The following is a 21,377-nucleotide window of genomic DNA, read 5'->3' as shown; positions in this document are numbered from 1 at the left end:
CACGGCACACCCTGCTGCAGCCCACGGCACTCGGGTGCAGCCCACGGTTCTCGGAAGCGCTCCCACCCGACCACACACCACAGCCGGCAACCCCGGCTGCAGCCCATGGCTCCCGGGAGTGCCACAGGACAGCCGTACAGTGCAGCCGGCCATCCGGAAACGCCACGGGACAGCAACACGCTGCAGCCGGCCATCAGCGGACGGCGGCGGGACGGCTACGAGTGGGCGGCGGCGGGACGGCGCTCAGCGTTTGCGGACCAGCGTGACCCCGTCGCGGACCGGGAGCATCACCGACTCGACGCGGTCGTCGGTGACTATGCGGTCGTTGAGGGCCGCCACCGCCTGCGAGGACGGGTCCTGCGGGTTCAGCACCCGGCCGGAGCGGAGCACGTTGTCGATGACGAGGAGGCCGCCGGGGCGGAGGCGCGGGACGATCTCCTCGTAGTATGCCGGGTAGCCGGTCTTGTCGGCGTCCAGGAAGACGAAGTCGACGATCGGGTCGGCGGGGAGTGACCGGACCGTGTCGAGGGCCGGGGCGAGACGCAGGTCGATGCGGTCGTCGAGGCCGGCCTCGGCCCAGTAGGCGCGGGCTATCGACGTCCACTCGTCGGAGACGTCGCAGGCCAGCAGCCGGCCGCCGGGGCGCAGGCCGCGCGCGATGCAGATCGAGGAGTAGCCGGTGAAGGTGCCGATCTCGACGGCGTTCGTCACACCGGTCAACTGCACCAAAATCGTGAGAAATGCGCCTTCATCGTGGGATATCTGCATCCCGGCATCCCCAGGCGGGTACTTCGCGTGCGTCTCGGCGGCCAGGGAACGCAACACGTCGTCGGCGGGGGTGCAGTGGCCGAGCAGATAATCGGCGACGGCGGGATCGATGATCTCGGGCATACACCCCACTCAACCCGATGGTGGACTGAGAGGAAAGGGGCGCAACCACTCACGCAGGCCGCGCGGCGCGGGAGCGCAGCGACACCGCGCCGCGCCCTCGGCGGGAGCGGCGGTCTGTACCACCCACCCCGCTGCGAAAAAAGCTTCTAGGAAGTCACGATCAGATAGATCCAGCCGATGATCAGCAGCCCGAGCACCGTCGCATAGAGCCACGTCGGGATCTTGTGATTGCCGGCGCGGTCCTTCTGGATCTGGCGGTAGATCCGCTCGCGGCGGCGCTCGATCCGATTCCAGCGCACCTCGTGCTCGGTGCGCTCGGGCTGCTCGGGAGGGGAAGGCTGATCAGACATGGCCCGATCAGCCTATCCTGAGCCGCTGGCTCCGCTTCGCTCCGCAGGCGATCGCGCCTACATGCTGGCGATCAGGCGCTCCACCCGCTCGTCGTAGGCGCGGAACGGGTCCTTGCAGAGCACGGTCCGCTGCGCCTGGTCGTTGAGCTTGAGGTGCACCCAGTCGACGGTGAAGTCGCGGCGCTTCTCCTGCGCGTGCTTGATGAACTCGCCGCGCAGCCGGGCCCGCGTGGTCTGCGGCGGCGTCTCCTTCGCCTCGAAGATCTGCAGGTCGTTGGCGATGCGGTCGACCTGCTTGCGCTTCTCCATGAGCGCGTAGAGGCCGCGGCCCCGGCGCACGTCGTGGTAGGCGAGGTCGAGCTGGGCGATCCGCGGGTGCGACATCGGGATCTCGTGCTTCGCCTGGTAGCGCTCGATCAGCTTGTACTTGGAGACCCAGTCGATCTCGCGGGCGACCGGGTCGAGGTCGCCGGACTCGATCGCGTTGAGGACGCGGCCCCAGAGCTCCACCACGCGCTTCGCGACCGGGTCGCCGCCGCGCCGCTCGACGAACTCGGTGGCCTTGGCGAGGTATTCCTGCTGGATCTCCAGCGCGGACACCTCCTTGTTGTTCGCCAGCCGGATCTTGCGGCGGCCGGTGACGTCGTGGCTGACCTCGCGGATCGCCCGGATCGGGTTCTCCAGGGTCAGGTCGCGCATCACCACGCCCGCCTCGATCATGCGGAGGACGATGTCGGCGCTGCCCACCTTCAGCAGCGTGGTGACCTCGTTCATGTTGGAGTCGCCGACGATCACGTGGAGGCGGCGGTAGCGCTCGGCGTCGGCGTGCGGCTCGTCGCGCGTGTTGATGATCGGGCGGCTGCGCGTGGTCGCGCTGGAGACGCCCTCCCAGATGTGCTCGGCGCGCTGCGACAGGCAGAACACCGCGCCGCGCGGCGTCTGCAGAACCTTGCCCGCTCCGCAGATCAACTGGCGGGTGACCAGGAACGGGATCAGGACGTCGGCGAGCCGGCCGAACTCGCCGTGCCGGGACACGAGGTAGTTCTCGTGGCAGCCGTAGGAGTTGCCGGCCGAGTCGGTGTTGTTCTTGAAGAGGTAGATCTCCCCCGCGATGCCCTCGTCGTGCAGACGCTTCTCCGCGTCGACGAGCAGGCCTTCGAGGATCCGCTCGCCGGCCCGGTCGTGGGCGACCAGGTCGGTGACGGAGTCGCACTCGGGGGTCGCGTATTCGGGGTGGGAACCGACGTCGAGGTAGAGGCGGGCGCCGTTGCGGAGGAACACGTTGCTGCTGCGTCCCCAGGAGACCACTCGGCGGAACAGGTAGCGGGCCACCTCGTCCGGAGACAGCCGCCGCTGCCCCCGATAGGTGCACGTGACTCCGTACTCGGTCTCGAGGCCGAAAATTCGCCGTTCCATGTCAGAACACTAGCCGCAAGAAACGGTTCAGCGGCAGTCACAACTCGCTCTTTCCCGCATACACCCCGCGACGACAGGCCCGGGAACACAGAAGGGCGGGCAGCCTCCACTCAGATCCGGCATCGAACCCGGATCACGTGGGGGCGGCCCGCCCTGCCGCTGCCTCAGTTCTCCTTCGGCGTCTCGGTGTCGGCCGACGCCGCCGAGATGGTCGGCTTGGCCTCGCCCGGGGCGGGCGGCGCCGAGTCGACGTCGCCCAGCTCGGCCTCGGCGACCGTCTGGTGGCCGAGCAGCGAGGTCAGCGCCGCGTCGGCGATCCGGCGGAACGCCCGGCCCTGCCGGCGGCGGTCCAGCACGGCCACCTCGAGCTGCTTGGCCTCGAGGGTGCGGGTCTGGCCGTTCTCCCCGCCGACGCTGCCCAGCGCCTCGGCGGCGAGCGCCAGGGCGGTCGGCAGGTCGGCGCCGGTGTCGTGCCGCTCGCGCAGCACATTGGAGATCGCCTCGGCCTGGCCGCCCATCGCCATGAAGCCCGGCTCGTCCATGACCGAGCCGTCGTAGGTGACCCGGTAGAGCTCGTCGGCCTCGGGCGAGGCGCCGACCTGCGCCACGCAGATCTCCACCTCGTACGGCTTCTGCGTCTCCGAGAAGATCGCACCGAGGGTCTGCGTGTAGGCGTTGGCGAGCGCCCGGCCGGTCACGTCCCGGCGGTCGTAGCTGAGCCCGAGCATGTCGGCCATCCGGACGCCGGCCCGGCGCAGGCTCTCGAACTCGTTGTAGCGCCCCACCGCCGCGAACGCGATCCGGTCGTAGATCTCGCTGATCTTCCGCAGGGTGGTGATGTTCTCGGCGACCAGCAGGATGCCGCCCTCGTACGTCAGCACCACGGCCGACCGGCCGCGGGCGATGCCCTTGCGGGCGTATTCCGAGCGGTCCCGCTGGACCTGCTCGGGTGATGCGTAGAACTGCATGGCCACGGGGGCTTCTCCTATCTGTGGTGGAGCGGATCAGCCGCCCGGGTTCTCCATGCGTCCCTGAACGACCCGCTCGGCCACCGTGGTGATCTCTTCGTCGCTCAGCCGCTGGGTGCCGTTCGCCGTCGCCGTCATCACGACCGGGTAGATCTTGCGGGTCACGTCCGGCCCGCCGGTCGCGGTGTCGTCGTCGGCCGCGTCGTAGAGCGCCTCGACCGCGAGCACGATCGCGTCCTCGGTGCTCACTCCGGGCCGGTAGCGCTTCTTCAGCGCGGACCTGGCGAACAGCGAACCCGAGCCGATCGCCTCGTAGCCGGTCTCCTCGTAGAGACCGCCGGCCACGTCGAAGCTGAAGATCCGCCCGGCCCGGCCGGGGTCGGCCGGCGACAGGTCGAACCCGGCGAAGAGCGGGACCACCGCGAGGCCCTGCATCGCCGCGCCGAGGTTGCCGCGGACCATCGCGGCCAGCCGGTTCGCCTTACCGTCGAGGGAGAGCATCGCTCCCTCGATCTTCTCGTAGTGCTCGAGCTCCACCTGGAACAGACGGATCAGCTCGATGCCGATGCCGGCCGTGCCCGCGATACCGATCAGCGAGTAGGCGTCGGCCGGGTGGACCTTCCTGATGTCGCGGCTCGCGATCAGGTTCCCCATGGTGGCGCGCCGGTCACCCGCCATCACCACACCGTCGGCCGTCGCGATCGCGACGATCGTGGTGCCGTGCGGCGCGACGTCGCCGGAGAGCCCGGGCGGAAGCGGCCGCCGACCCGGCAGCATCTCCGGAGCGGCCTGACTCAGGAACTGCGTGAAGGAGGACGTCCCCGTGCTGGTGAAGAAATCCGGTAGACGCCCGGATGGATCAAAGCCCGTCGCCACGTGGTTCCTTTCAGATACGTGCAGTTGCAGCACACTATCGCGCGCACCGATGCGGTGCGATGAACATCATCGACGTGTTGCGGGGTCGCCCGCGCCACATCGTCCGCGTGGCGGCCGCCGGAAGGCGTCACCGGACCGGCCCGCAGGCCCGCCCGGCGACTTCGGCGCTACGCTAAACGGACAAAAGCCTCACTGGCCGCCTTTTTGAACGTAGCCGCGGACGAACTCCTCGGCGTTCTCCTCGAGAACCGAGTCGATCTCGTCCAGCAGATCGTCGACGTCTTCGGTGATCTCCGCGTGCCGCTCGGCTACCTCGGGATTGGCCTCGACGGTGACGTCCTCGACTTCTTCGCCGCTGCGCCCGCGCTCGGACTGCGACTGACCACCTGTGTCTCGGGTTGCCATGGATGTCCCCCTTCTCAGCCACCCGAAGTCCTGCAACATCGGGTTGGGAAAAACCTACCTCGCGCCTGTGACAGAACGCATCACCGGCTTGTGATCACCTCGAGCAGGTCCTTGGCGCTCTCGCAGGTGTCGAAGAGCGCGCCCACGTGCTTCTTGGTCCCGCGCTCCGGTTCCATCATCGGCACCCGGACCAGCGATTCCCGGCCGACGTCGAAGATGACCGAGTCCCAGCTGGCGGCGACCACTTCGGAGGCGTACTGGGCGAGGCAGCGGCCGCGGAAGTAGGCCCGGGTGTCCTCCGGCGGCTCGTACATGGCGCGCTGCGTCTCGTCCGGGTCGAGCAGGGTCTTCATCGACCCGCGGGCGACCAGGCGGTGGTAGAGGCCCTTCTCCGGCCGCACGTCGGAGTATTGGAGGTCGACGAGCTGGAGCTTCGGCGAGTTCCAGCCGAGGTTCTCCCGTTCGCGGTAACCCTCGAGGAGGCGTAGCTTGGCGACCCAGTCCAGCGTGTCCGACAATTCCGAAATGTCGCCTCCGAGCGACACCAGTACGCTCTCCCACCGGTCCAGCACATCAGTGGTCTGCTCGTCGGCATCCGAACCGTAGCGCTCGTCGACGAATGCCCGCGCCCGCTCGTAGTAGGCCCACTGGAGGTCGAGCGCGGTGAGCCGGCGGCCGTCCCGCAGGCGCATCAGGTGCTTCAGGGAGGGGTCGTGCGAGACGGCCTTCAGCTCCGACACCGGGTCGGCGATGCCGAGCTCCCCGGTGAAGACCTTCTCCTCGATCATGTTGAGCACCAGCGAGGTGGTGCCCATCTTGAGGTAGGACGCGATCTCCGACAGGTTCGCGTCGCCGATGATGACGTGCAGCCGGCGGTACTTGTCGGCGTCGGCGTGCGGCTCGTCCCGGGTGTTGATGATCGGCCGCTTCAGGGTCGTCTCGAGGCCCACCTCTACCTCGAAGAAGTCGGCGCGGGAGGAGATCTGGAAGCCGGAGCCGGTGCCGTCCTGCCCGATCCCGACGCGCCCCACCCCGGTGAAGATCTGCCGGGTCACGAAGAACGGCGTGAGGTGCGCGACGATGTCGGCGAACGGGGTCTGCCGGCGCATCAGGTAGTTCTCGTGGGAGCCGTACGACGCGCCCTTGTTGTCGGTGTTGTTCTTGTAGAGCTGGATCCGGTGGGTGCCGGGGATCGTGGCGGCGCGGCGGGAGGCCTCGGCCATCACCCGCTCGCCGGCCTTGTCCCACTTCACGACGTCGAGCGGATTCGTGCACTCGGGAGTGCTGTACTCCGGGTGCGCGTGGTCGACGTAGAGGCGGGCGCCGTTGGTCAGTATCACGTTGGCCAGGCCCAGGTCCTCGTCGGCGAGGGCCTCGGCCGGGTCGTACGCGGCGCCGGAGTAGGTGAAGCCGCGGGCGTCGCGCAGCGGCGACTCCTCCTCGTAATCCCAGCGGGCACGGCCGCCGCGGTTGAGCTCGGGGCGGGCCCCGTAGGCGTTGACGACCTGCGAGGAGGTCACCATCGGGTTGGCGCCGGGCTGCCCGGGCACCGAAATGCCGTATTCGACCTCGGTCCCCATAATCCGTCGAACGCTCATGCGACCACCCTGTCCGCCACGAAGCCAAGCGTGCTCATGCATCGAGCCTAGACGCTCTCACGTTGCTTACCGAAGCTGCCCGTGCGCGTCGTTTCACCTTGCGTGGCGAGAAAGGCCGAAGGGAGCCGCTGCCCGGGCCGTTCGACGAACCGGTAACAGAGCCAGGCGGCGAGCAGAGTTCCGGTCGCGAAACCGATAACGATCAGTGCCCGGTTCTCCGTGAAGCGCACCAGGATGCCGAGAACCAGCAGGTGCAGCAGGTAGAGCGAGTAGCTGACGGTACCGAGCCAGGTGAGCACGCCTGGCACGGCACGGTGACGCAGTGCGAAAGCGATCCCGAAACTTCCGGCCGTCCCGAGGGCGACCGGCACGCCGAACTGATCGACGACGCTCGCGGCGACTCCGGCGAGGGCCAGACTCGCGGCGATTCGCCCGATCTGGCGATGCTGCGCCCGGTAGATCACGCTCCCGGCGAACATCACCGCGAGCATGGTGAGCGCCTGCGCCGAGGATCCACTGGTCACCCAGCGGCTCGCATGGCCGTTGGCCATGGCGAGCAGGATCAGGCCGAGCGAGACGGCGGCGGCTCCGAGCGCGAGACCATTCCGACCGATCATGTACGTCGTGACGACGGCCGCCACGACGACGAGCACCACGGCCGCGCTCCACCGGCGGGCGGCGGCGTCACCGGCCAGCAGGCCGTCCGGCAGGCCGTCCCCGGCCAGTACCGCCACCGCCGCGAGCCCGGCCGCCCAGCACGCGCTGAGCCGGTGCAGGCGCACCGCGAACAGGGCCGCCACCAGCAGGTAGAAGAGCATCTCGAAGCTCAGCGTCCAGAACGGGCGGACGATCCCTCGTACCCCGAGAAGGTCCTGCAACATCGTGGCGTGCGCCAGGACGCTCGCCGTGGTCTCGGTCCGCAGCTGGTCCGGCAGGCGGTAGAGCCCGGCGGCCGCGAGGGCGGCGGCCAGGGCGATCGTGACCAGGTAGGCCGGGTAGATCCGGGCCAGGCGGCCCAGCCAGAAGCGGCGCAGCGAGCCGTGCCGTTCCAGGGACATCGGGATGACGTACCCGCTGACCAGGAAGAACAGCAGCACGGCGTACTTGCCGGCGTCGAAGGCGCGATAGATCTCCAGATGCGCCGCCGACCCGATGATCACCGGGCTGAGGTGGAAGAGCGCCACCACCACTGCCGCATGGCCGCGGAGGGCGTCGAGCCAGGCCAGTCTCGTCACACGGGGTGCAACGAGGCCGGGGCCGGAGGGTTCCCCCTCCGGCCCCGGCCGGCGTGCTCGTTACAGGTACTGACCGGTGTTGGTCGCCGTCTCGATGGAACGGCCGGCCTCCGCGCCCTTGCCGCCGGAGACGAGCGTACGGATGTAGACGATCCGCTCGCCCTTCTTGCCGGAGATCCGGGCCCAGTCGTCGGGGTTGGTGGTGTTCGGCAGGTCCTCGTTCTCCCGGAATTCGTCGACGCAGCTGTCGAGCAGGTGCTGCAGCCGGAGGCCCTTCTTGCCGGAGGTGAGGAACTCCTTGATCGCCATCTTCTTGCCGCGGTCCACGATGTTCTGGATCATCGCGCCGGAGTTGAAGTCCTTGAAGTACAGGACCTCCTTGTCACCGTTGGCGTAGGTGACCTCGAGGAAGCGGTTCTCCTCGGTCTCCGTGTACATCCGCAGCACGACCGCCTCGATCATCGCGGCCACCGTGGCATCCCGGTTGCCGCCGTGCTCGGTGAGGTCGTCCCCGCTGAGCGGCAGGTCGGACAGGATGTACTTGGCGAAGATGTCCTTCGCGGCCTCGGCGTCCGGACGCTCGATCTTGATCTTCACGTCGAGACGGCCGGGGCGCAGGATCGCCGGGTCGATCATGTCTTCCCGGTTGGACGCGCCGATGACGATCACGTTCTCCAGGCCCTCGACACCGTCGATCTCGGAGAGCAGCTGGGGAACGATGGTGTTCTCCACGTCGGAGGAGACACCGGAGCCACGGGTACGGAAGATCGAGTCCATCTCGTCGAAGAACACGATGACCGGCGTGCCCTCGCCGGCCTTCTCCCGGGCCCGCTGGAAGACCAGGCGGATGTGCCGCTCGGTCTCACCCACGTACTTGTTCAGCAGCTCCGGACCCTTGATGTTGAGGAAGTAGCTGGTGTGCTTCTCCTCGCCGCGCCGCTCGGCGATCTTCTTCGCCAGCGAGTTGGCGACCGCCTTGGCGATCAGGGTCTTGCCACAGCCGGGCGGGCCGTAGAGCAGGATGCCCTTCGGCGGGCGCAGCTGGTGCTCCCGGAACAGGTCGGCGTGCAGGAAGGGCAGCTCCACCGCGTCGCGGATCTGCTCGATCTGCGCGTGCAGGCCACCGATGTCGGTGTAGTCGACGTCGGGGACCTCCTCGAGGACGAGCTCCTCGACCTCGCTCTTCGGGATCCGCTCGTAGGCGTACGCCGAGCGGGGCTCGATCATGAGCGAGTCGCCCGCGCGGAGCTTGCCGATCTCGAGCGAGTCGGCGAGGAAGACGATGCGCTCCTCGTCGGCGTGCGAGACCACCAGGGCCCGGTCGCGGGGGCCGCCGGACGGGTTGTCCAGGACCTCCTTGAGCAGGACCACCTCGCCGGTGCGCTCGAAGCCGAACGCGTCCACCACGTTGAGCGCGTCGTTCAGCAGGACCTCCTGGCCCCGCTGCAGCTCCTCGACGGCGAGCGACGGCGAGACCGCCACCCGCAGCTTGCGGCCGCCGGTGAACACGTCCACCGTGCCGTCCTCGTGTGCCGACAGGAAAACGCCGTAGCCGCTGGGCGGCTGGGCGAGCCGGTCAATCTCTTCCTTGAGAGTGACGATCTGGGTCCGGGCTTCCTTGAGGGTCGCCACGAGCCGCTCGTTGTTCTCGGTCACTCGGGCCAGCTGCGCCTGCGTTGCCGCGAGCCGTTCCTCAAGCTGCCGGACGTGTCGGGGGCTTTCGGTCAACTTCCGCCTGACCAGGGCGAGTTCCTCTTGCAGGAACGCAACCTGGCTGGAGAGATCGTTGGCCTCTTTCTCCCATCGTGCGGCGCGGGAGTCCGCTTCGTCGCTACGTGCCACGTCCCACCTCCCCGGGGGGCTCGAACGTCTTGGGATAACACTAGCTGTTGCGAAGCGGTTTTCGACCCTTGCAACACCCTCGTCACCGACTCTTGATCGATTGATCAACCCGCGGCCGATAGCAGTATCGGATCTTCGGGTACCGTCCGCGCGGACCCGTTGTGCGAGGTGAGGGTCCCGGCGCAGACTGCCGGCGAGGTGTGCCCGACGCATCGACGCACCGGTTTTTTCTACAGAGTGGGCCTTCCCACTAGCGACGCCACGACGCGGGAGAATTCCTCGAGGCGGGCGATCTGTCCCGGGCCGCCGTCGTCGATCGTCTTGCCGAAGCGCAGCGCGTCGTGCCGCAGCGGCGCCCGGCCCTCCTCCTCGCCCACGCCGGGCGGCGGCACCGCGTCGTCGACCGAGCTGAGCAGCAGATAGACGTCGATGCTGTCGACCCGGGCCTGCCCGTTCGGGGTGCGGGTGAGCCGCCGCCGGCAACCGACCTCGGTCACCGTGGAGAGCGGCACCACCCGCAGCGACGACGTCATCGAGCCGGCCGGGCCGTCGCCGGGCGCCACGTCCTCGCCGTGCCAGAGCACGAGGCGGCTGCCGTCGCAGACCACGACCTCCTGCCAGACCCCGTTCACCTCGTTGACGAAGCGCTCCAGGGTGAAGCAGAGCACCGAGGCGCCGCGCAGGACGCCGAAGAGCGCCTCCAGGGCCACGTCCGGGTCGCGCAGGTAGGCCCGCGCCGCGGAGTCGAGATCGGGGTAGGGCGACCAGTCCGGGAAGACCGCCGGCATCTCGTTGCTGCCCCCGAACGGCGGTGAGCTCATGGTGCCCCTTCCCCTAGACGCCCGCAGGAAACCTACCGGACGCCATCACGACGGTCACTCCCCGGTGGGGTCCTCCTGTGCGGCCTGCTGCGCGTGCAGCGCCGCCTGGGTCGCCTTGCGCAGCGCGTACGCCTCGGCGCCCTTGCTCGGCTTGCGGCGGCGCGGCGGGGCGGTCACCCCGGGCGCCAGCTTGCGCGCCGAGACCAGGAACGCGGTGTGCGCGATCATCCGGTGGTCCGGGCGGACGGCCAGGCCCTCGGCATGCCAGTCGCGGATCAGCGACTCCCAGGCCCGGGGCTCGGTCCAGCCGCCGCGCTCACGCAGCGCCTCGACGAGCTCGGACAGCTGGGGAGTCGTGGCCACGTACCCGATGAAGACGCCACCCGGGATGAGCGCCTTCTCGACCATGTCGAGCGCCTCCCACGGGGTCAGCATGTCCAGGATGATCCGGTCGAAGCCCTCGATGCCGTTGTCCGCCACGTCGCCGTGGTGCAGGTGCCAGGCCGGGTGCGGGCCGCCGAAGAACGCCTCGACGTTCTTCTGCGCGATCGCCGCGAAGTCCTCGCGCACCTCGTAGCTGTGCACCTCGCCGGTGCTGCCGACGGCCCGCAGCAGCGAGCAGGTCAGCGCGCCGGAGCCGGCGCCGGCCTCGAGGACCTTCGCACCCGGGAAGACGTCGCCCATCGCGACGATCTGCGCCGCGTCCTTCGGATAGATCACCTGCGCGCCGCGCGGCATGGACAGCACGTAGTCGCTGAGCAGCGGCCGCAGCGCCAGGTAGGCGGTGTTGCCCGACGAGGTGACGACGCTGCCGTCGGGGAGCCCGATCAGCGCGTCGTGCTCCAGCGCGCCGCGGTGGGTGTGGAACGCCTTGCCGGGCTCCAGCACGATGGTGTGCATCCGCCCCTTCGGGTCGGTGAGCTGCACGCGGTCACCCACCCGGAACGGCCCGCGGTGCGCGGGGACCTGCTCGGAGGCGGCGTCGGTGGTCGGGGTCGTCGTCACAGATCTACTCTCAGCTGTCTTTTCTCGGGTTCGGCACGGTCCGCCGCGGTTCCAGGACCGCGGCCACATCGGCGACGCGCAGGACGCCGACGACATCCTCCCCTGCCGTCACCAGGTACTGCGCACCCGGGTGAGCCTGCAGCGCCCGGACCACCTGCTCACCGGTCAGCCCGAGCGGCAGCGTGGTCAGCGCGTCCCGGGACCGGGAGACGCTCTCCACGCTCACCCAGGGCCGCCGGTCGACCGGGATCCGCTCGGCCGCGACCGGGTCCACCACCGCGGTGAGGCTGCCCGCCGAGTCGGCGACGGCGAGCACCACGTCCGGCCGGGGGTCCTCGGCCCGGCGGCGCTGCGCCTCGCCGAGCGGCGTGCCGGCCGGCACCGCGAGCACCGGGCGGGCCAGCGCGCTCAGGTCGATCAGCGGGAAGCGCCCGGTCATCCGGCCGAGCCGGATCGACTGCCCGGCGCCCTGCCACAGGGTGAGCACCACGAGCAGCACGAAGACGAGACCGAAAATGGTCAGCAGCCCGAACCGGTAGAGCCCGACCACCACGACCACGGTGGCGAGCGCCAGGATCCGGCCCGCCCAGCCGGCCACCACGGTCGCCCGGTTCCGGTCCTTCAGCAGCGCCCAGACGCCGGCCCGGAGCGCGCGGCCGCCGTCCAGGGGCAGGCCGGGCAGCACGTTGAAGACCGCCACCAGCACGTTGCTGAGCGCCAGCTGGAAGGCGATCTGCCCGGGCACGGTGTCCGGGGGCAGCAGCAGCGCGGCGCCGGTCGCGATCCCGCCGAGCAGCAGCGAAACGGCCGGCCCGGCCAGCGACACCAGCGCGTCGATCCGGGGCGTCGGCGCGTCCCGTTCCATCTCGGTCCAGCCGCTGAGCAGTTCCAGCGTGATCCGCCGCACGCCGATGCCGTGCCGCCGGGCGGTGAGAGCGTGTCCCAGCTCGTGCAGCAGCACCGAGCCGAGGAGGCAGATCACAAAGCCCAGACCCACGGCGTACGACCAGGGCGCCGCGAGCCCGAGCTCGGCGTTCGCGTAGTTGCCGTAGACCACCGTGACCAGCCCGGCGAGCAGCAGCATCGACGCGTTCGCGAACACCGGGATGCCCAGCACGTGCCCGACCGGCTGCCCGCCGCGGCCCCGCGCGCGCCCCTGATCACGGTTCGGGTCGCGGCCCGGGTCCCGTCCTGAGTCCCGGCCCGGGCCGCGGCTCGGGTCCGGTCCCCGGTCTCGCCCCTGCTCTCCCACGCGATCGATGCTACGGACACGCCGCCGCGCGACCCACCCCGGCGTTTTCGTCGTACCTCTGGCCTAGCCTCTTCTCCATGACGGCGCACCCCTCCACCACGGCACCGGCGGCCCCGGCACCGGCGGCCCCGGCCCCGTCCCAGCCCGGCGGCCCACGCTCCGCGGACGCCGCCGGCCAGGCGGCCCCGTCCCAGCCCGGCGCACCCTCCGCCGACGCCGCCGACCAGGCCGGCCCGCGTTCCGACGCCGACGCCGATCAGGCCTCGCCCGGCCGCGGCCGCCGCCCCGAGACGCCGCGCGGCCCCTCCCTGTCGCCGTCCCGGGCCGCCGACTTCAAGACCTGCCCGCTGCTGTTCCGCTTCCGCACCATCGACAAGCTGCCCGAGCTGCCCACCGCCGACCAGGTCCGCGGCACCCTGGTGCACGCCGTGCTGGAGCGCCTCTTCGACCTCCCCGCCGGCGAGCGCACCCCCGCGGCCGCGGCGGCGCTGGTCGCCCCCGAGTGGGCCAAGCTGCTCGAGCAGGAGCCCTCCCTCGCCGAGATCTTCACCACTCCGCTCCCGGCCGCCGCCGACCCCGCGGCCGCCGCTGCCGAGGCCGACGCCACCGGCCAGGAGACCCTGATCGACATCCCGCCCGCCGAGGCCGAGACCGCCCGCCTCGCGGCGTTCCTGTCCAGCGCGACGGCCCTGCTCGACGGCTACTTCGCGGTCGAGGACCCGCAACGCCTCCAGCCCGCCGAGCGGGAGACCCTGATCTCCACCGTGATCGGCGACGAGCTGCTGCTGAGGGGCTATATCGACCGCCTCGACGTCTCCCCGGCCGGCGACATGCGCGTCGTCGACTACAAGACCGGCGGCGCCCCGCGCGAGGCCTTCGAGGGCCGGGCCCTGTTCCAGCTGAAGTTCTACGCCCTGGTCCTGTGGCGCACCCGGGGCGTGGTCCCCCGCGTCCTGCGCCTGCTCTACCTCAAGGACGCCGAAGCCCTCGACTACAGCCCCGAGGCCGGCGAGCTCGAGCGCTTCGAACGCACCCTGACCGCCCTCTCCGCAGCGATCGAACGGGCCAAGCGCGACCAGGACTTCCGCCCCAAACCGAGCCGCCTCTGCGGTTGGTGCCGCCACCAGAAGCTCTGCCCCGAATTCGGCGGCACGCCACCACCCTTCCCCGACCTCCCCGAGCCCGCCACCGCCCTGACCCTCCTCCCCGACGACCCCGGTCCCCGCCTGAGAGACGATCCCCTTGGCTGATCCCTACCGAACCCCCGCGGGAACGCCATGACCACCGAAGAGCCACGCCGTGACGCCCGGACCAGCGGCGAGCAGGGCGCCGGCGCCACGACCAGCGGCAAGCAGGACGCCCGCGCCACGACCAGCGGCAAGCAGGACGCCGGCGCAATGGCCGACGGTCAGCCGGGAACGGAGCCGGGGACCAGCGGCGAGCCTGCGCGGCGCCCACCTTTGAGAGTGCTCCTGGCCGACCCTGCGCCGTTGCAGCGTGCGGGCCTGCGAGCCCTGCTGCAGACTCCACCGCACCCCTCCGCCGGGCGGGCCACACCGCGTCTCTCCGCCGGGCAGACCGCGGGCTTCCCTTCAGCAGGACCAGCCCCTTCACCTTCCCTTGCCCGACGATTCGGGAATGAGGTGAAATTTCCGGCGCGCACCGAGGAGCCGAGCGCCGAGCCGGGTGGGACGGGTGCCGGGCAAAGCGCGGCGGGCGTTGGGCCGGACGCGGCGGGTGCTGGGGCGGGGGCTGCTGAGATCGTCGTTGTCGGGGAGGCTGCGGACGGGGTTGAGGCTCTCGATCTGGCTCGGCGGTTGTTGCCTGATGTGGTGGTTCTCGAGCTCGGCCTGCCGCGGCTCGACGGGCTCGAGGTGGCCCAGGCCATCGGCGCGGCGAGGTTGCCGGTACGGGTGCTGGTGGTCACCGACGAGGATGCCGAGGAGCGGATCGTGGCGGCCGTCGGGGCCGGGGTCACCGGATATCTGTGCAAGGACGCGCCCCATGACGAGCTGGTGGCGGCGGTACGGATCGTCGCCGGGGGCGGGGCGGTGATCGCGCCGAAGCTGCTCGCGCGGATTCTCGGGCGGCTCGCGGAGGCTCTGCCCGCTCCGGGGAGTAACGGCGCGGACCGGCTCGACGTGCTGACCGGGCGGGAGCGGGAGGTGCTCGTGCACGTGGCGCGCGGGATGACGAACACCGAGATCGCCGAGGTGCTCCAGGTCAGCGAGACGACCGTGAAGACCCACGTGGGGCACGTGCTGACCAAGTTGCGGCTGCGGGACCGTACCCGAGCGGTGGTTCTCGCCTATGAGTCAGGCCTGGTCAAACCCGGCTCTCAGGACGGGAGGTAACCGGTCACGCGCTTGCCGGACCAGGCGCCGTGGGCGGCCGGGGGCGGGCCGTGCTGCTGGTTGACCGCCACCGTGACGCAGCGGACCAGCCAGGTGTTGACCGAGATGCCCTCGACGGCCGCGAGCTGCTCGACGTGCATGCGCAGCGACTCGGGCATCCGGAGCAGGATCTCGGCGAGACCGGCGGCCGGCTGTGGGTCCGGCACGGCGGCGACGGCGGGTGGGGGCGGGGTGACGTCCACGTCACCCATCGTGCCTCAGGGAAGAGGGGCCTCAGGGACGAATCAGATCCGCCAGGAAAGCCGGATCGACGCCGGAGAGGGACGAGCGCAGGTGCACGCCGTCGACCGGGGGCAGTTCCAGCTCGGCCGGCACGGCCAGGACCGCGGCCCCGGCGGCGAGGGCGCTCGCGACGCCGCTCGGCGAGTCCTCGATCGCGACGCACCGGGCGATCGGGACGCCGAGCAGGGACGCGGCGGTGAGGTACGGCTCCGGGTCGGGCTTCGGCATCGTCACCTCGTCGCCGCAGACGACGACGTCGAAGTTCTCCGGCCCCAGCGTCTTGAGGGCGACCTCGACCAGCCGCCTGCCGGTCGACGTGACGAGAGCCGTACGAATGCCCGCGTCCCGGACGGCGAGGAGCAGTTCCATGGCCCCGGGGCGCCAGACCAGTCCCCCGGCGAACAGCGAGTACACCCGGTCGGTCAGCCACTGCACGTCCGGCGCCTCGGGGCGGTCCGGCTGCCCCAGGTCGTCGCGGAAGATCTGCATGCTGCGGCTCATGCTGCTGCCGACCATCGCGAGCCGGGCGCTGTCGGAGAGGGTGCCACCGGCGCGGACGGCCAGCTCGGCCAGGGCGATGCCCCAGACCCGCTCGCTGTCGACCAGGGTCCCGTCCATGTCGAAGAGTACGGCGTCCATCACGACGATTCTCCGGGTCGGGGCGGCCGCGCCCCAGCGAACGTGACGACCCCTACAGTCCGCAGGCCTGCAGCGAGTCGTTGTAGCCGGCGGAGAAGGACTTCATCCGCTGCTCGGCGGTGCCGTGCGCGCCCTCGGCGAACCACGGCTGGCCCGGGTCGTCGCCGACCGCTTCCAGGCCGTCGGCGAGTTCCTGGGTGTCGCCGTCCTGCATCTCCAGCCGTCCCTCCCGGGCCTTGTCGCCGATGAACGCGCCGGCCATGCAGTCGGCCTGCAGCTCCTGCTCGATGGTGAACTCCTTGCGGATGCCGAGCCGGGCCTGGATGCCGTGCGCGTACTCGTGGCCGAGAAGGTAGAACAGGAACGCGTCGCCGACCTGCTGGAACGCCGCGAACGCCCAGTTCACGTCGTACGCGATGAAGTCACCGGCCGAGCAGTAGACGGCGTTGTTGCGCGGCAGCGGCTCACCGGCGCAGTCGACGTCACCCTCACGTTCGTACGGAATCAATCGCCGGACCGGCGAAAAGCCGGCGCCGAGCCGCTGCTCCCAGTATTCCTCGGCGATCTCCTCGGCCGCCTGGATGTCCCGGCTGAACTCCTCGGGCGTGTTCGTGCCGTCCTGGTTCGCGGTGACGGCGGGCGCCGGCTCCTCGACGTCGGGCGGCGAGGCGGCGGGGAGGCAACCGGTCAGGAGAAGAGACAGAACGACGGGTACGAGAACCGCACGAGCGCGCATGGATCCACGGTAGACAGGTCCGGCCGGGGCCGCTCGGCACGATAGCAGTCAGGGACCACCCTGAGAGTTACCTAAGTGTCTCCCCCACCCGAATCTCCGCGTCGCGCTACGCCCTGCGACGGACGCCGCCCGCCGATTCCGCCGCGAGACTGAGCAGGCCGTCCGGGGCACCGTGCCCCGGACGGACCACAGACTTCAGGGGGACGAGAGTGGCAGCGACGAATGCCGGCGGTCCGGTGGCGGCGCGGGCGAACGAGATCTGGAAGGTCTACGGCTCGGGCGAGGCCCGAGTGGCGGCACTGCGGGGGGTCAGCGCCGAGTTCGGCAGGGGCCGCTTCACCGCGATCATGGGCCCGTCGGGCAGTGGCAAGTCGACGCTGATGCACTGCCTCGCCGGGCTGGACACGGTGGACGAGGGCACCGTCCACGTCGGCGGCACCGAGATCAGCAAGCTCGGCGACAAGGCGCTCACGCGTCTGCGCCGGGACCGGATCGGCTTCATCTTCCAGCAGTTCAACCTGCTGCCGACGCTGAGCGCCGCGGAGAACATCAAGCTGCCGCTGGACATCGCCGGCCGCAAGGCGGACCCGGCCTGGTGGGACACCGTGATCGACACGGTGGGCCTGCGGGACCGGCTCACCCACCGGCCGAGCCAGCTCTCCGGCGGCCAGCAGCAGCGCGTCGCGTGCGCGCGGGCCCTGGTCGGCCGCCCCGACGTGATCTTCGCGGACGAGCCGACCGGGAACCTGGACTCGCGGTCCGGCGCCGAGGTGCTCGCCTTCCTCCGGGACAGCGTGCGCGAGCACGGCCAGACCATCGTGATGGTCACCCACGACCCGGTGGCGGCGAGCTACGCCGACCGGGTGGTGTTCCTCGCCGACGGCGCCATCGTCGACGAGCTGGCGAACCCGACCGCCGAGACGGTGCTCGACACCATGAAGCGCCTCGACAAGCACGGCGACCCGGTGATGCTCTGATGCTGCGCGCGACGCTGAAGAGCCTGCTCGCCCGCAAGCTGCGGCTGGTCCTGTCCGGCCTGGCCGTGCTGCTCGGCGTGATGTTCGTGTCCGGCGCGTTCGTGCTGACCGACACGCTCAACCGCACCTTCGACTCGATCTTCGCGGACGCCTACGCGGCGACCGACGTCTCGGTCACCGCGAAGCCCAAGGTCGAGGTCAGTGAGTTCGAGGGGGAACAGGTCGCCGCGCCGCTTCCGGCCGCGGCGGTGGAGAAGATCAAGACCCAGGCGGGGGTACGGGCGGCAGTCGGTCGCGTGGACACCGACGGCGCCCGGGTGATCGGGTCCGACGGCAAGGTGCTCACCTCGATGGGGCCGCCCCGGATCGGCTCCAACTGGACCGGCACCGACGACGTCATGGAGCTGCGCGAGGGCCGCGGCCCGGAGGCGCCCGGCGAGATCGCCATGAACGCGACCACGGCGGAGCTGTCCGGATACCGGATCGGCGACACCGTGCCGGTGCTCACCCAGAAGCCGAAGCGGGAGTTCACCCTAGTCGGCATCTGGGGGTACACCGGTGACCGGGACAGCATCGGCGGCACCCAGGAGGTCGCGTTCACCACGCCGGTGGCGCAGGAGCTGATGCTCGGCGAGAAGGGCGTGTTCACCTCGGTGACGGTCACCGCCGCCGACGGCGTCTCCCCCGCCGAGCTGCGCGACTCGCTGGCCCCGGCACTGGGCGCCGGCTACGTCGTGAAGACCGGCGACGACCTCGCGAAGGAGAGCTCGGAGAGCATCAAGGAGGGTCTCGGCTTCTTCAACCAGATCCTGCTGGGCTTCGCCGGCATCGCGCTGTTCGTCGGCATCTTCCTGATCCTCAACACGTTCTCGATCGTGGTGGCGCAGCGCACCCGCGAGCTGGCCCTGCTCCGGGCGATCGGCGCGAGCCGCCGCCAGGTGATCAACTCGGTGCTGGTGGAGGCCGTCGTGGTCGGCCTGATCGCCTCGGTGCTCGGCCTGGCCGCCGGGGTCGGCGCCGGCGCGGGCCTCGGCTACCTCTTCTCCAGCATGGGCGGCGGCGGGCTCGACCTCGCCCCGGTCGGCGTGCCGCCGGCCGCGATCATCAGCTCCTTCCTGGTCGGCCTGATCGTGACCGTGGTGGCCGCGGTGATGCCGGCGCTGCGCGCGTCCCGGATCGCCCCGGTCGCCGCGATGCAGGACGTCGCCACCCCGGACCGCCCGCTCACAAAGATCAGCGTCTTCGGCGGCGTCGTCACGGCGGCCGGCGCGGCAGCCCTCGGCGTGGGTCTGTTCGCCGACGCCGGCGACGCCGACCTGTGGCTCATCCTCGGCGGCGTGCTGGTCACCTTCATCGGTGTCGCGCTGCTCACCCCGCTGATCAGCAAGCCGGTGGTGTCGCTGCTCGGCCGCCTCTTCTCCTGGTCGCTGCCGGGCCGCCTGGGCCGGCTCAACTCCGGCCGCAACCCGCGCCGCACCGCGATCACCGCAGCCGCCCTGATGGTCGGCATCGCCCTGGTCACCGGTGTCACGGTGGTCATGGACTCGGCGAAGAGCAGCCTCAAGGCCGAGGCCGCCCGCATCCTCAAGGCCCAGATCATGATCAGCGGCGACCAGAACGGCCCGCGCCCGCCCACCTTCGACCCGGCAGTCGTGTCCGAGGCAGATCACATTCCCGGGGTACGGGCGGCAGCCGGGCTCTACAACGACCTCGTGCAGATCGGCTCCTCGCAGGAGTACGTGGCCGCCACCGAGAACCTGTCCCGGCTCGCCGAGTCCTACGGATCCACCGCGCCCGACCTGCGCGACGACCAGATCGCGGTGAGCGCGCCGGAAGCCGCCGACCAGGGCTGGCAGACCGGTTCGCAGGTGACGATCCAGGCTTCCCGGGGCGACTCCCACACGTACACGATCGCCCTGGTCTTCCCGGAGAACACCCTGCCCGGCAACATCATCCTGCCGGGCGCCGCCATCCAGGACTTCGGCATCACCCAGCCGGTCTTCGGATTCGTCCGCCTCGACGACGGCGTGGCCGTCTCCTCCGTGCTGCCGCAGATCAAGACCCTGGTGGCGGACAGCCCCGAGGTCTCGGCCACCGACCAGGAGACGTTCATCAACGGCCAGGCCGCCCAGTTCGACCAGATCATCACGATGATCCAGATCCTGCTCGGCCTGGCCATCCTGATCGCCGTCCTGGGCGTCGTGAACACCCTCGCCCTCTCTGTCCTGGAACGCACCCGCGAACTGGGCCTGCTCCGGGCCGTCGGCCTCGGCCGCGCCCAGACCATGCGAATGGTCACCGTCGAAGCCGTCGTGATCTCGGTGTTCGGCGCGCTGCTCGGCGTCGCGGTCGGCGCGGGGATGGGCGGTGCGGTGGCCCGAGCCCTGGAGAACGACGGCATCACCGAGATCGTGATCCCGTGGGAGCGGATGGGGACATACCTCGCCCTCGCCGCCCTCGTGGGAGTCGTCGCGGCGGTGGCGCCGGCGATCCGGGCCGCGAGGCTGAACATCCTGGGCGCGATCGCGCACGACTAGGTCCTGTTGCGTAGGGGGCAGGAGCTTCCTGTCTCGTAGAGGGAGCAGGAGCGAGGCGAGGTCCAGGCGTCGTCCGGGTGTGCGGCGCGAAGGACCTGGCGGAGGTTCGGTGGAGGACGTCCCGGTTTCCACACGCGGGCGTCCTCCACCGCGCCGGCCGATCCGCTGGACACGCGTGCGGCGCCGGCGAGCGCGCCCGCACGGTCGACGCCCATGCCCTGATCGCCGTCACCGCCTACCCACCCGATCTGGTCCGACAGGCCCCGGGAGCGGCCATCCACCGCCGCACCGACGTCGTCGGGTCCTGGCCGGGACCGGCTGCTGTCCATGGCTGTTCCAACCGCGTGTCGGGAGCCATGGACTGCAGCCGGACCGGCCGCCGGGGAACTGCTGCGCCCGTGGATCACCGTTGAGCGGTTCAGGCACCCAGGAGCTTGTCGAGCTTCGTGAAGCTGCTTCCCCAGCCCTCCTCGGCGCCCTCGTGCATGGGCTCGGGGAACGGGGATTGGGTGAGCACGAGCCGGGTGCGGCCGCCGGGCTCGTCGTGGAACTCGATGCGCAGGCGGAGGGTGTCGGTGCCGAAGTCGGGGATGTGGGCGACGTTCTCCTCGCCGGCCAGGAGCTCGTTCTCGACGACCTCGGTGAAGCCGGCGTTGACCGGGGAGGTGATCGCGGGGTCGTCGTCGTTGACCATGGTGAAGCGCTGGTGGCCGCCGGGGCGGACGTCGAGGTCGACGGTGTCGCGGGGCACCGACCAGCCGACCGGGCCGAACCAGGCGGCCAGCTGGTCGGGGTCGGTGAAGGCGCGGAACACGAGCTCGCGGGGCGCGTCGAAGATGCGGGTGATGACGAGGTCGGTCACGGTTCCTCCTGGATCCGCTTGAGGTGGGCGTCGAGGCGCGCGAAGTTGTCGTCCCAGAACCTGCGGTAACGCTCCATCCACGCGGTCGCCTCGCGCAGCGGCCCCGCCTCGAGACGGCTGGAACGCCACTGCGCGGAACGGCTGCGGGAGATCAGGCCCGCATTCTCGAGGACCTTCAGGTGCCGGGAGATCGCCGGGAGGCTGATGTCGAACGGCTCGGCGAGCTCCGTCACGGTGGCCTCACCCTCGGCGAGCCGGGCCAGGATGGCGCGGCGCGTCGGATCGGCGAGGGCCGCGAAGATCACGCTGAGACGATCTTCCACTTAACCTC

Annotated in this window: 21 protein-coding genes; 4 read left to right on the top strand and 17 right to left on the bottom strand. The window is 70.6% G+C overall.

Translation table 11 applies throughout. The features are described 5' to 3' along the window. Positions 1 to 243 precede the first annotated feature (243 nt). From AB0G10_RS28620 to AB0G10_RS28565, 12 genes are all read right to left on the bottom strand, one after another. Positions 244 to 891, bottom strand: coding sequence for an O-methyltransferase (locus tag AB0G10_RS28620; RefSeq protein ID WP_360928253.1), 648 nt, complete (start codon positions 889 to 891; stop codon positions 244 to 246). 146 nt (positions 892 to 1,037) lie between these two features. Next, positions 1,038 to 1,241: a hypothetical protein gene (locus AB0G10_RS28615; protein ID WP_360928250.1), complete on the bottom strand. Its 204-nt coding sequence runs from the start codon at positions 1,239 to 1,241 to the stop codon at positions 1,038 to 1,040. 57 nt (positions 1,242 to 1,298) lie between these two features. Then, entirely contained in the window at positions 1,299 to 2,657 is a 1,359-nt protein-coding gene (gene pafA / locus AB0G10_RS28610) for a Pup--protein ligase (RefSeq protein WP_360928247.1), read from the bottom strand. Between the two features lie 164 nt (positions 2,658 to 2,821). Continuing rightward, complete coding sequence (gene prcA, locus AB0G10_RS28605; protein WP_360928244.1) at positions 2,822 to 3,631, bottom strand: proteasome subunit alpha; 810 nt, start codon at positions 3,629 to 3,631, stop codon at positions 2,822 to 2,824. Between the two features lie 30 nt (positions 3,632 to 3,661). Next, positions 3,662 to 4,501, bottom strand: a complete 840-nt coding sequence (gene prcB / locus AB0G10_RS28600) for a proteasome subunit beta (RefSeq protein ID WP_360928241.1) — start codon at positions 4,499 to 4,501, stop codon at positions 3,662 to 3,664. A 189-nt stretch (positions 4,502 to 4,690) separates the two neighbouring features. After that, positions 4,691 to 4,906, bottom strand: coding sequence for a ubiquitin-like protein Pup (locus tag AB0G10_RS28595; RefSeq protein WP_014445468.1), 216 nt, complete (start codon positions 4,904 to 4,906; stop codon positions 4,691 to 4,693). A gap of 80 nt (positions 4,907 to 4,986) precedes the next feature. Then, positions 4,987 to 6,504, bottom strand: a complete 1,518-nt coding sequence (gene dop, locus AB0G10_RS28590) for a depupylase/deamidase Dop (RefSeq protein ID WP_360928238.1) — start codon at positions 6,502 to 6,504, stop codon at positions 4,987 to 4,989. A gap of 47 nt (positions 6,505 to 6,551) precedes the next feature. Further along, positions 6,552 to 7,739 carry an acyltransferase gene (locus AB0G10_RS28585; protein ID WP_360928236.1) on the bottom strand — a complete coding sequence of 396 codons (1,188 nt, stop codon included), beginning with the start codon at positions 7,737 to 7,739 and terminating at the stop codon, positions 6,552 to 6,554. Between the two features lie 60 nt (positions 7,740 to 7,799). Then, positions 7,800 to 9,581 (bottom strand): proteasome ATPase, encoded by a 1,782-nt coding sequence (gene arc, locus AB0G10_RS28580; RefSeq protein WP_360928233.1) that lies wholly within the window; start codon positions 9,579 to 9,581, stop codon positions 7,800 to 7,802. Between the two features lie 230 nt (positions 9,582 to 9,811). Then, positions 9,812 to 10,402: a hypothetical protein gene (locus tag AB0G10_RS28575; protein ID WP_127553400.1), complete on the bottom strand. Its 591-nt coding sequence runs from the start codon at positions 10,400 to 10,402 to the stop codon at positions 9,812 to 9,814. 54 nt (positions 10,403 to 10,456) lie between these two features. Beyond that, positions 10,457 to 11,407 (bottom strand): tRNA (adenine-N1)-methyltransferase, encoded by a 951-nt coding sequence (locus tag AB0G10_RS28570; RefSeq protein ID WP_360928230.1) that lies wholly within the window; start codon positions 11,405 to 11,407, stop codon positions 10,457 to 10,459. A gap of 10 nt (positions 11,408 to 11,417) precedes the next feature. Then, entirely contained in the window at positions 11,418 to 12,524 is a 1,107-nt protein-coding gene (locus tag AB0G10_RS28565) for a site-2 protease family protein (protein ID WP_360928999.1), read from the bottom strand. A gap of 212 nt (positions 12,525 to 12,736) precedes the next feature. Between AB0G10_RS28565 and AB0G10_RS28560 the strand changes: the two genes are divergently transcribed. Together AB0G10_RS28560 and AB0G10_RS28555 are read left to right on the top strand one after the other, a co-directional pair. Next, positions 12,737 to 13,909 (top strand): PD-(D/E)XK nuclease family protein, encoded by a 1,173-nt coding sequence (locus AB0G10_RS28560; protein WP_360928227.1) that lies wholly within the window; start codon positions 12,737 to 12,739, stop codon positions 13,907 to 13,909. A 27-nt stretch (positions 13,910 to 13,936) separates the two neighbouring features. Next, positions 13,937 to 15,013 carry a response regulator transcription factor gene (locus AB0G10_RS28555; protein WP_360928224.1) on the top strand — a complete coding sequence of 359 codons (1,077 nt, stop codon included), beginning with the start codon at positions 13,937 to 13,939 and terminating at the stop codon, positions 15,011 to 15,013. Here the strand turns inward: AB0G10_RS28555 and AB0G10_RS28550 are convergent. From AB0G10_RS28550 to AB0G10_RS28540, 3 genes are read right to left on the bottom strand one after another with little or no spacing between them, the layout of a single operon-like run. Further along, a complete protein-coding gene (locus tag AB0G10_RS28550) occupies positions 14,998 to 15,264 on the bottom strand; it encodes a hypothetical protein (protein WP_360928221.1) in 267 nt (88 codons plus the stop codon). The genes AB0G10_RS28555 and AB0G10_RS28550 overlap by 16 nt on opposite strands. Positions 15,265 to 15,286: 22 nt before the next feature. Further along, positions 15,287 to 15,934: an HAD family phosphatase gene (locus tag AB0G10_RS28545; protein ID WP_360928218.1), complete on the bottom strand. Its 648-nt coding sequence runs from the start codon at positions 15,932 to 15,934 to the stop codon at positions 15,287 to 15,289. Between the two features lie 52 nt (positions 15,935 to 15,986). Continuing rightward, on the bottom strand, positions 15,987 to 16,670 hold the full coding sequence (locus AB0G10_RS28540; protein WP_360928215.1) for a neutral zinc metallopeptidase: 684 nt from the start codon (positions 16,668 to 16,670) through the stop codon (positions 15,987 to 15,989). Positions 16,671 to 16,879: 209 nt separating this feature from the next. Between AB0G10_RS28540 and AB0G10_RS28535 the strand changes: the two genes are divergently transcribed. Continuing rightward, positions 16,880 to 17,647 (top strand): ABC transporter ATP-binding protein, encoded by a 768-nt coding sequence (locus tag AB0G10_RS28535; RefSeq protein WP_360928212.1) that lies wholly within the window; start codon positions 16,880 to 16,882, stop codon positions 17,645 to 17,647. Continuing rightward, positions 17,647 to 20,184 carry an ABC transporter permease gene (locus tag AB0G10_RS28530; RefSeq protein WP_360928209.1) on the top strand — a complete coding sequence of 846 codons (2,538 nt, stop codon included), beginning with the start codon at positions 17,647 to 17,649 and terminating at the stop codon, positions 20,182 to 20,184. The genes AB0G10_RS28535 and AB0G10_RS28530 overlap by 1 nt, the downstream gene beginning before the upstream one ends. A 418-nt stretch (positions 20,185 to 20,602) precedes the next feature. Here AB0G10_RS28530 and AB0G10_RS28525 read toward each other — a convergent pair whose 3' ends face one another. Further along, entirely contained in the window at positions 20,603 to 21,046 is a 444-nt protein-coding gene (locus AB0G10_RS28525) for an SRPBCC domain-containing protein (protein WP_360928206.1), read from the bottom strand. Next, complete coding sequence (locus AB0G10_RS28520; protein ID WP_360928202.1) at positions 21,043 to 21,369, bottom strand: metalloregulator ArsR/SmtB family transcription factor; 327 nt, start codon at positions 21,367 to 21,369, stop codon at positions 21,043 to 21,045. The genes AB0G10_RS28525 and AB0G10_RS28520 overlap by 4 nt, the downstream gene beginning before the upstream one ends. Positions 21,370 to 21,377: the final 8 nt, after the last annotated feature.

Source organism: Actinoplanes sp. NPDC023714 (assembly GCF_040639855.1).
Lineage (GTDB): Bacteria > Actinomycetota > Actinomycetes > Mycobacteriales > Micromonosporaceae > Actinoplanes.
The sequence above is the reverse complement of the archived record's forward strand: the minus strand, read 5'-3'. Positions and strand labels throughout refer to the sequence as shown.

Coding starts and splice junctions, on each gene's coding strand:
- pafA (WP_360928247.1), bottom strand. CDS start 2,657: ATGGAACGGCGAATTTTCGGCCTCGAGACCGAGTACGGAGTCACGTGC.
- AB0G10_RS28620 (WP_360928253.1), bottom strand. CDS start 891: ATGCCCGAGATCATCGATCCCGCCGTCGCCGATTATCTGCTCGGCCAC.
- dop (WP_360928238.1), bottom strand. CDS start 6,504: ATGAGCGTTCGACGGATTATGGGGACCGAGGTCGAATACGGCATTTCG.
- AB0G10_RS28545 (WP_360928218.1), bottom strand. CDS start 15,934: ATGGACGCCGTACTCTTCGACATGGACGGGACCCTGGTCGACAGCGAG.
- AB0G10_RS28550 (WP_360928221.1), bottom strand. CDS start 15,264: ATGGGTGACGTGGACGTCACCCCGCCCCCACCCGCCGTCGCCGCCGTG.
- AB0G10_RS28560 (WP_360928227.1), top strand. CDS start 12,737: ATGACGGCGCACCCCTCCACCACGGCACCGGCGGCCCCGGCACCGGCG.
- AB0G10_RS28575 (WP_127553400.1), bottom strand. CDS start 10,402: ATGAGCTCACCGCCGTTCGGGGGCAGCAACGAGATGCCGGCGGTCTTC.
- AB0G10_RS28530 (WP_360928209.1), top strand. CDS start 17,647: ATGCTGCGCGCGACGCTGAAGAGCCTGCTCGCCCGCAAGCTGCGGCTG.
- AB0G10_RS28615 (WP_360928250.1), bottom strand. CDS start 1,241: ATGTCTGATCAGCCTTCCCCTCCCGAGCAGCCCGAGCGCACCGAGCAC.
- AB0G10_RS28595 (WP_014445468.1), bottom strand. CDS start 4,906: ATGGCAACCCGAGACACAGGTGGTCAGTCGCAGTCCGAGCGCGGGCGC.
- AB0G10_RS28540 (WP_360928215.1), bottom strand. CDS start 16,670: ATGCGCGCTCGTGCGGTTCTCGTACCCGTCGTTCTGTCTCTTCTCCTG.
- AB0G10_RS28555 (WP_360928224.1), top strand. CDS start 13,937: ATGACCACCGAAGAGCCACGCCGTGACGCCCGGACCAGCGGCGAGCAG.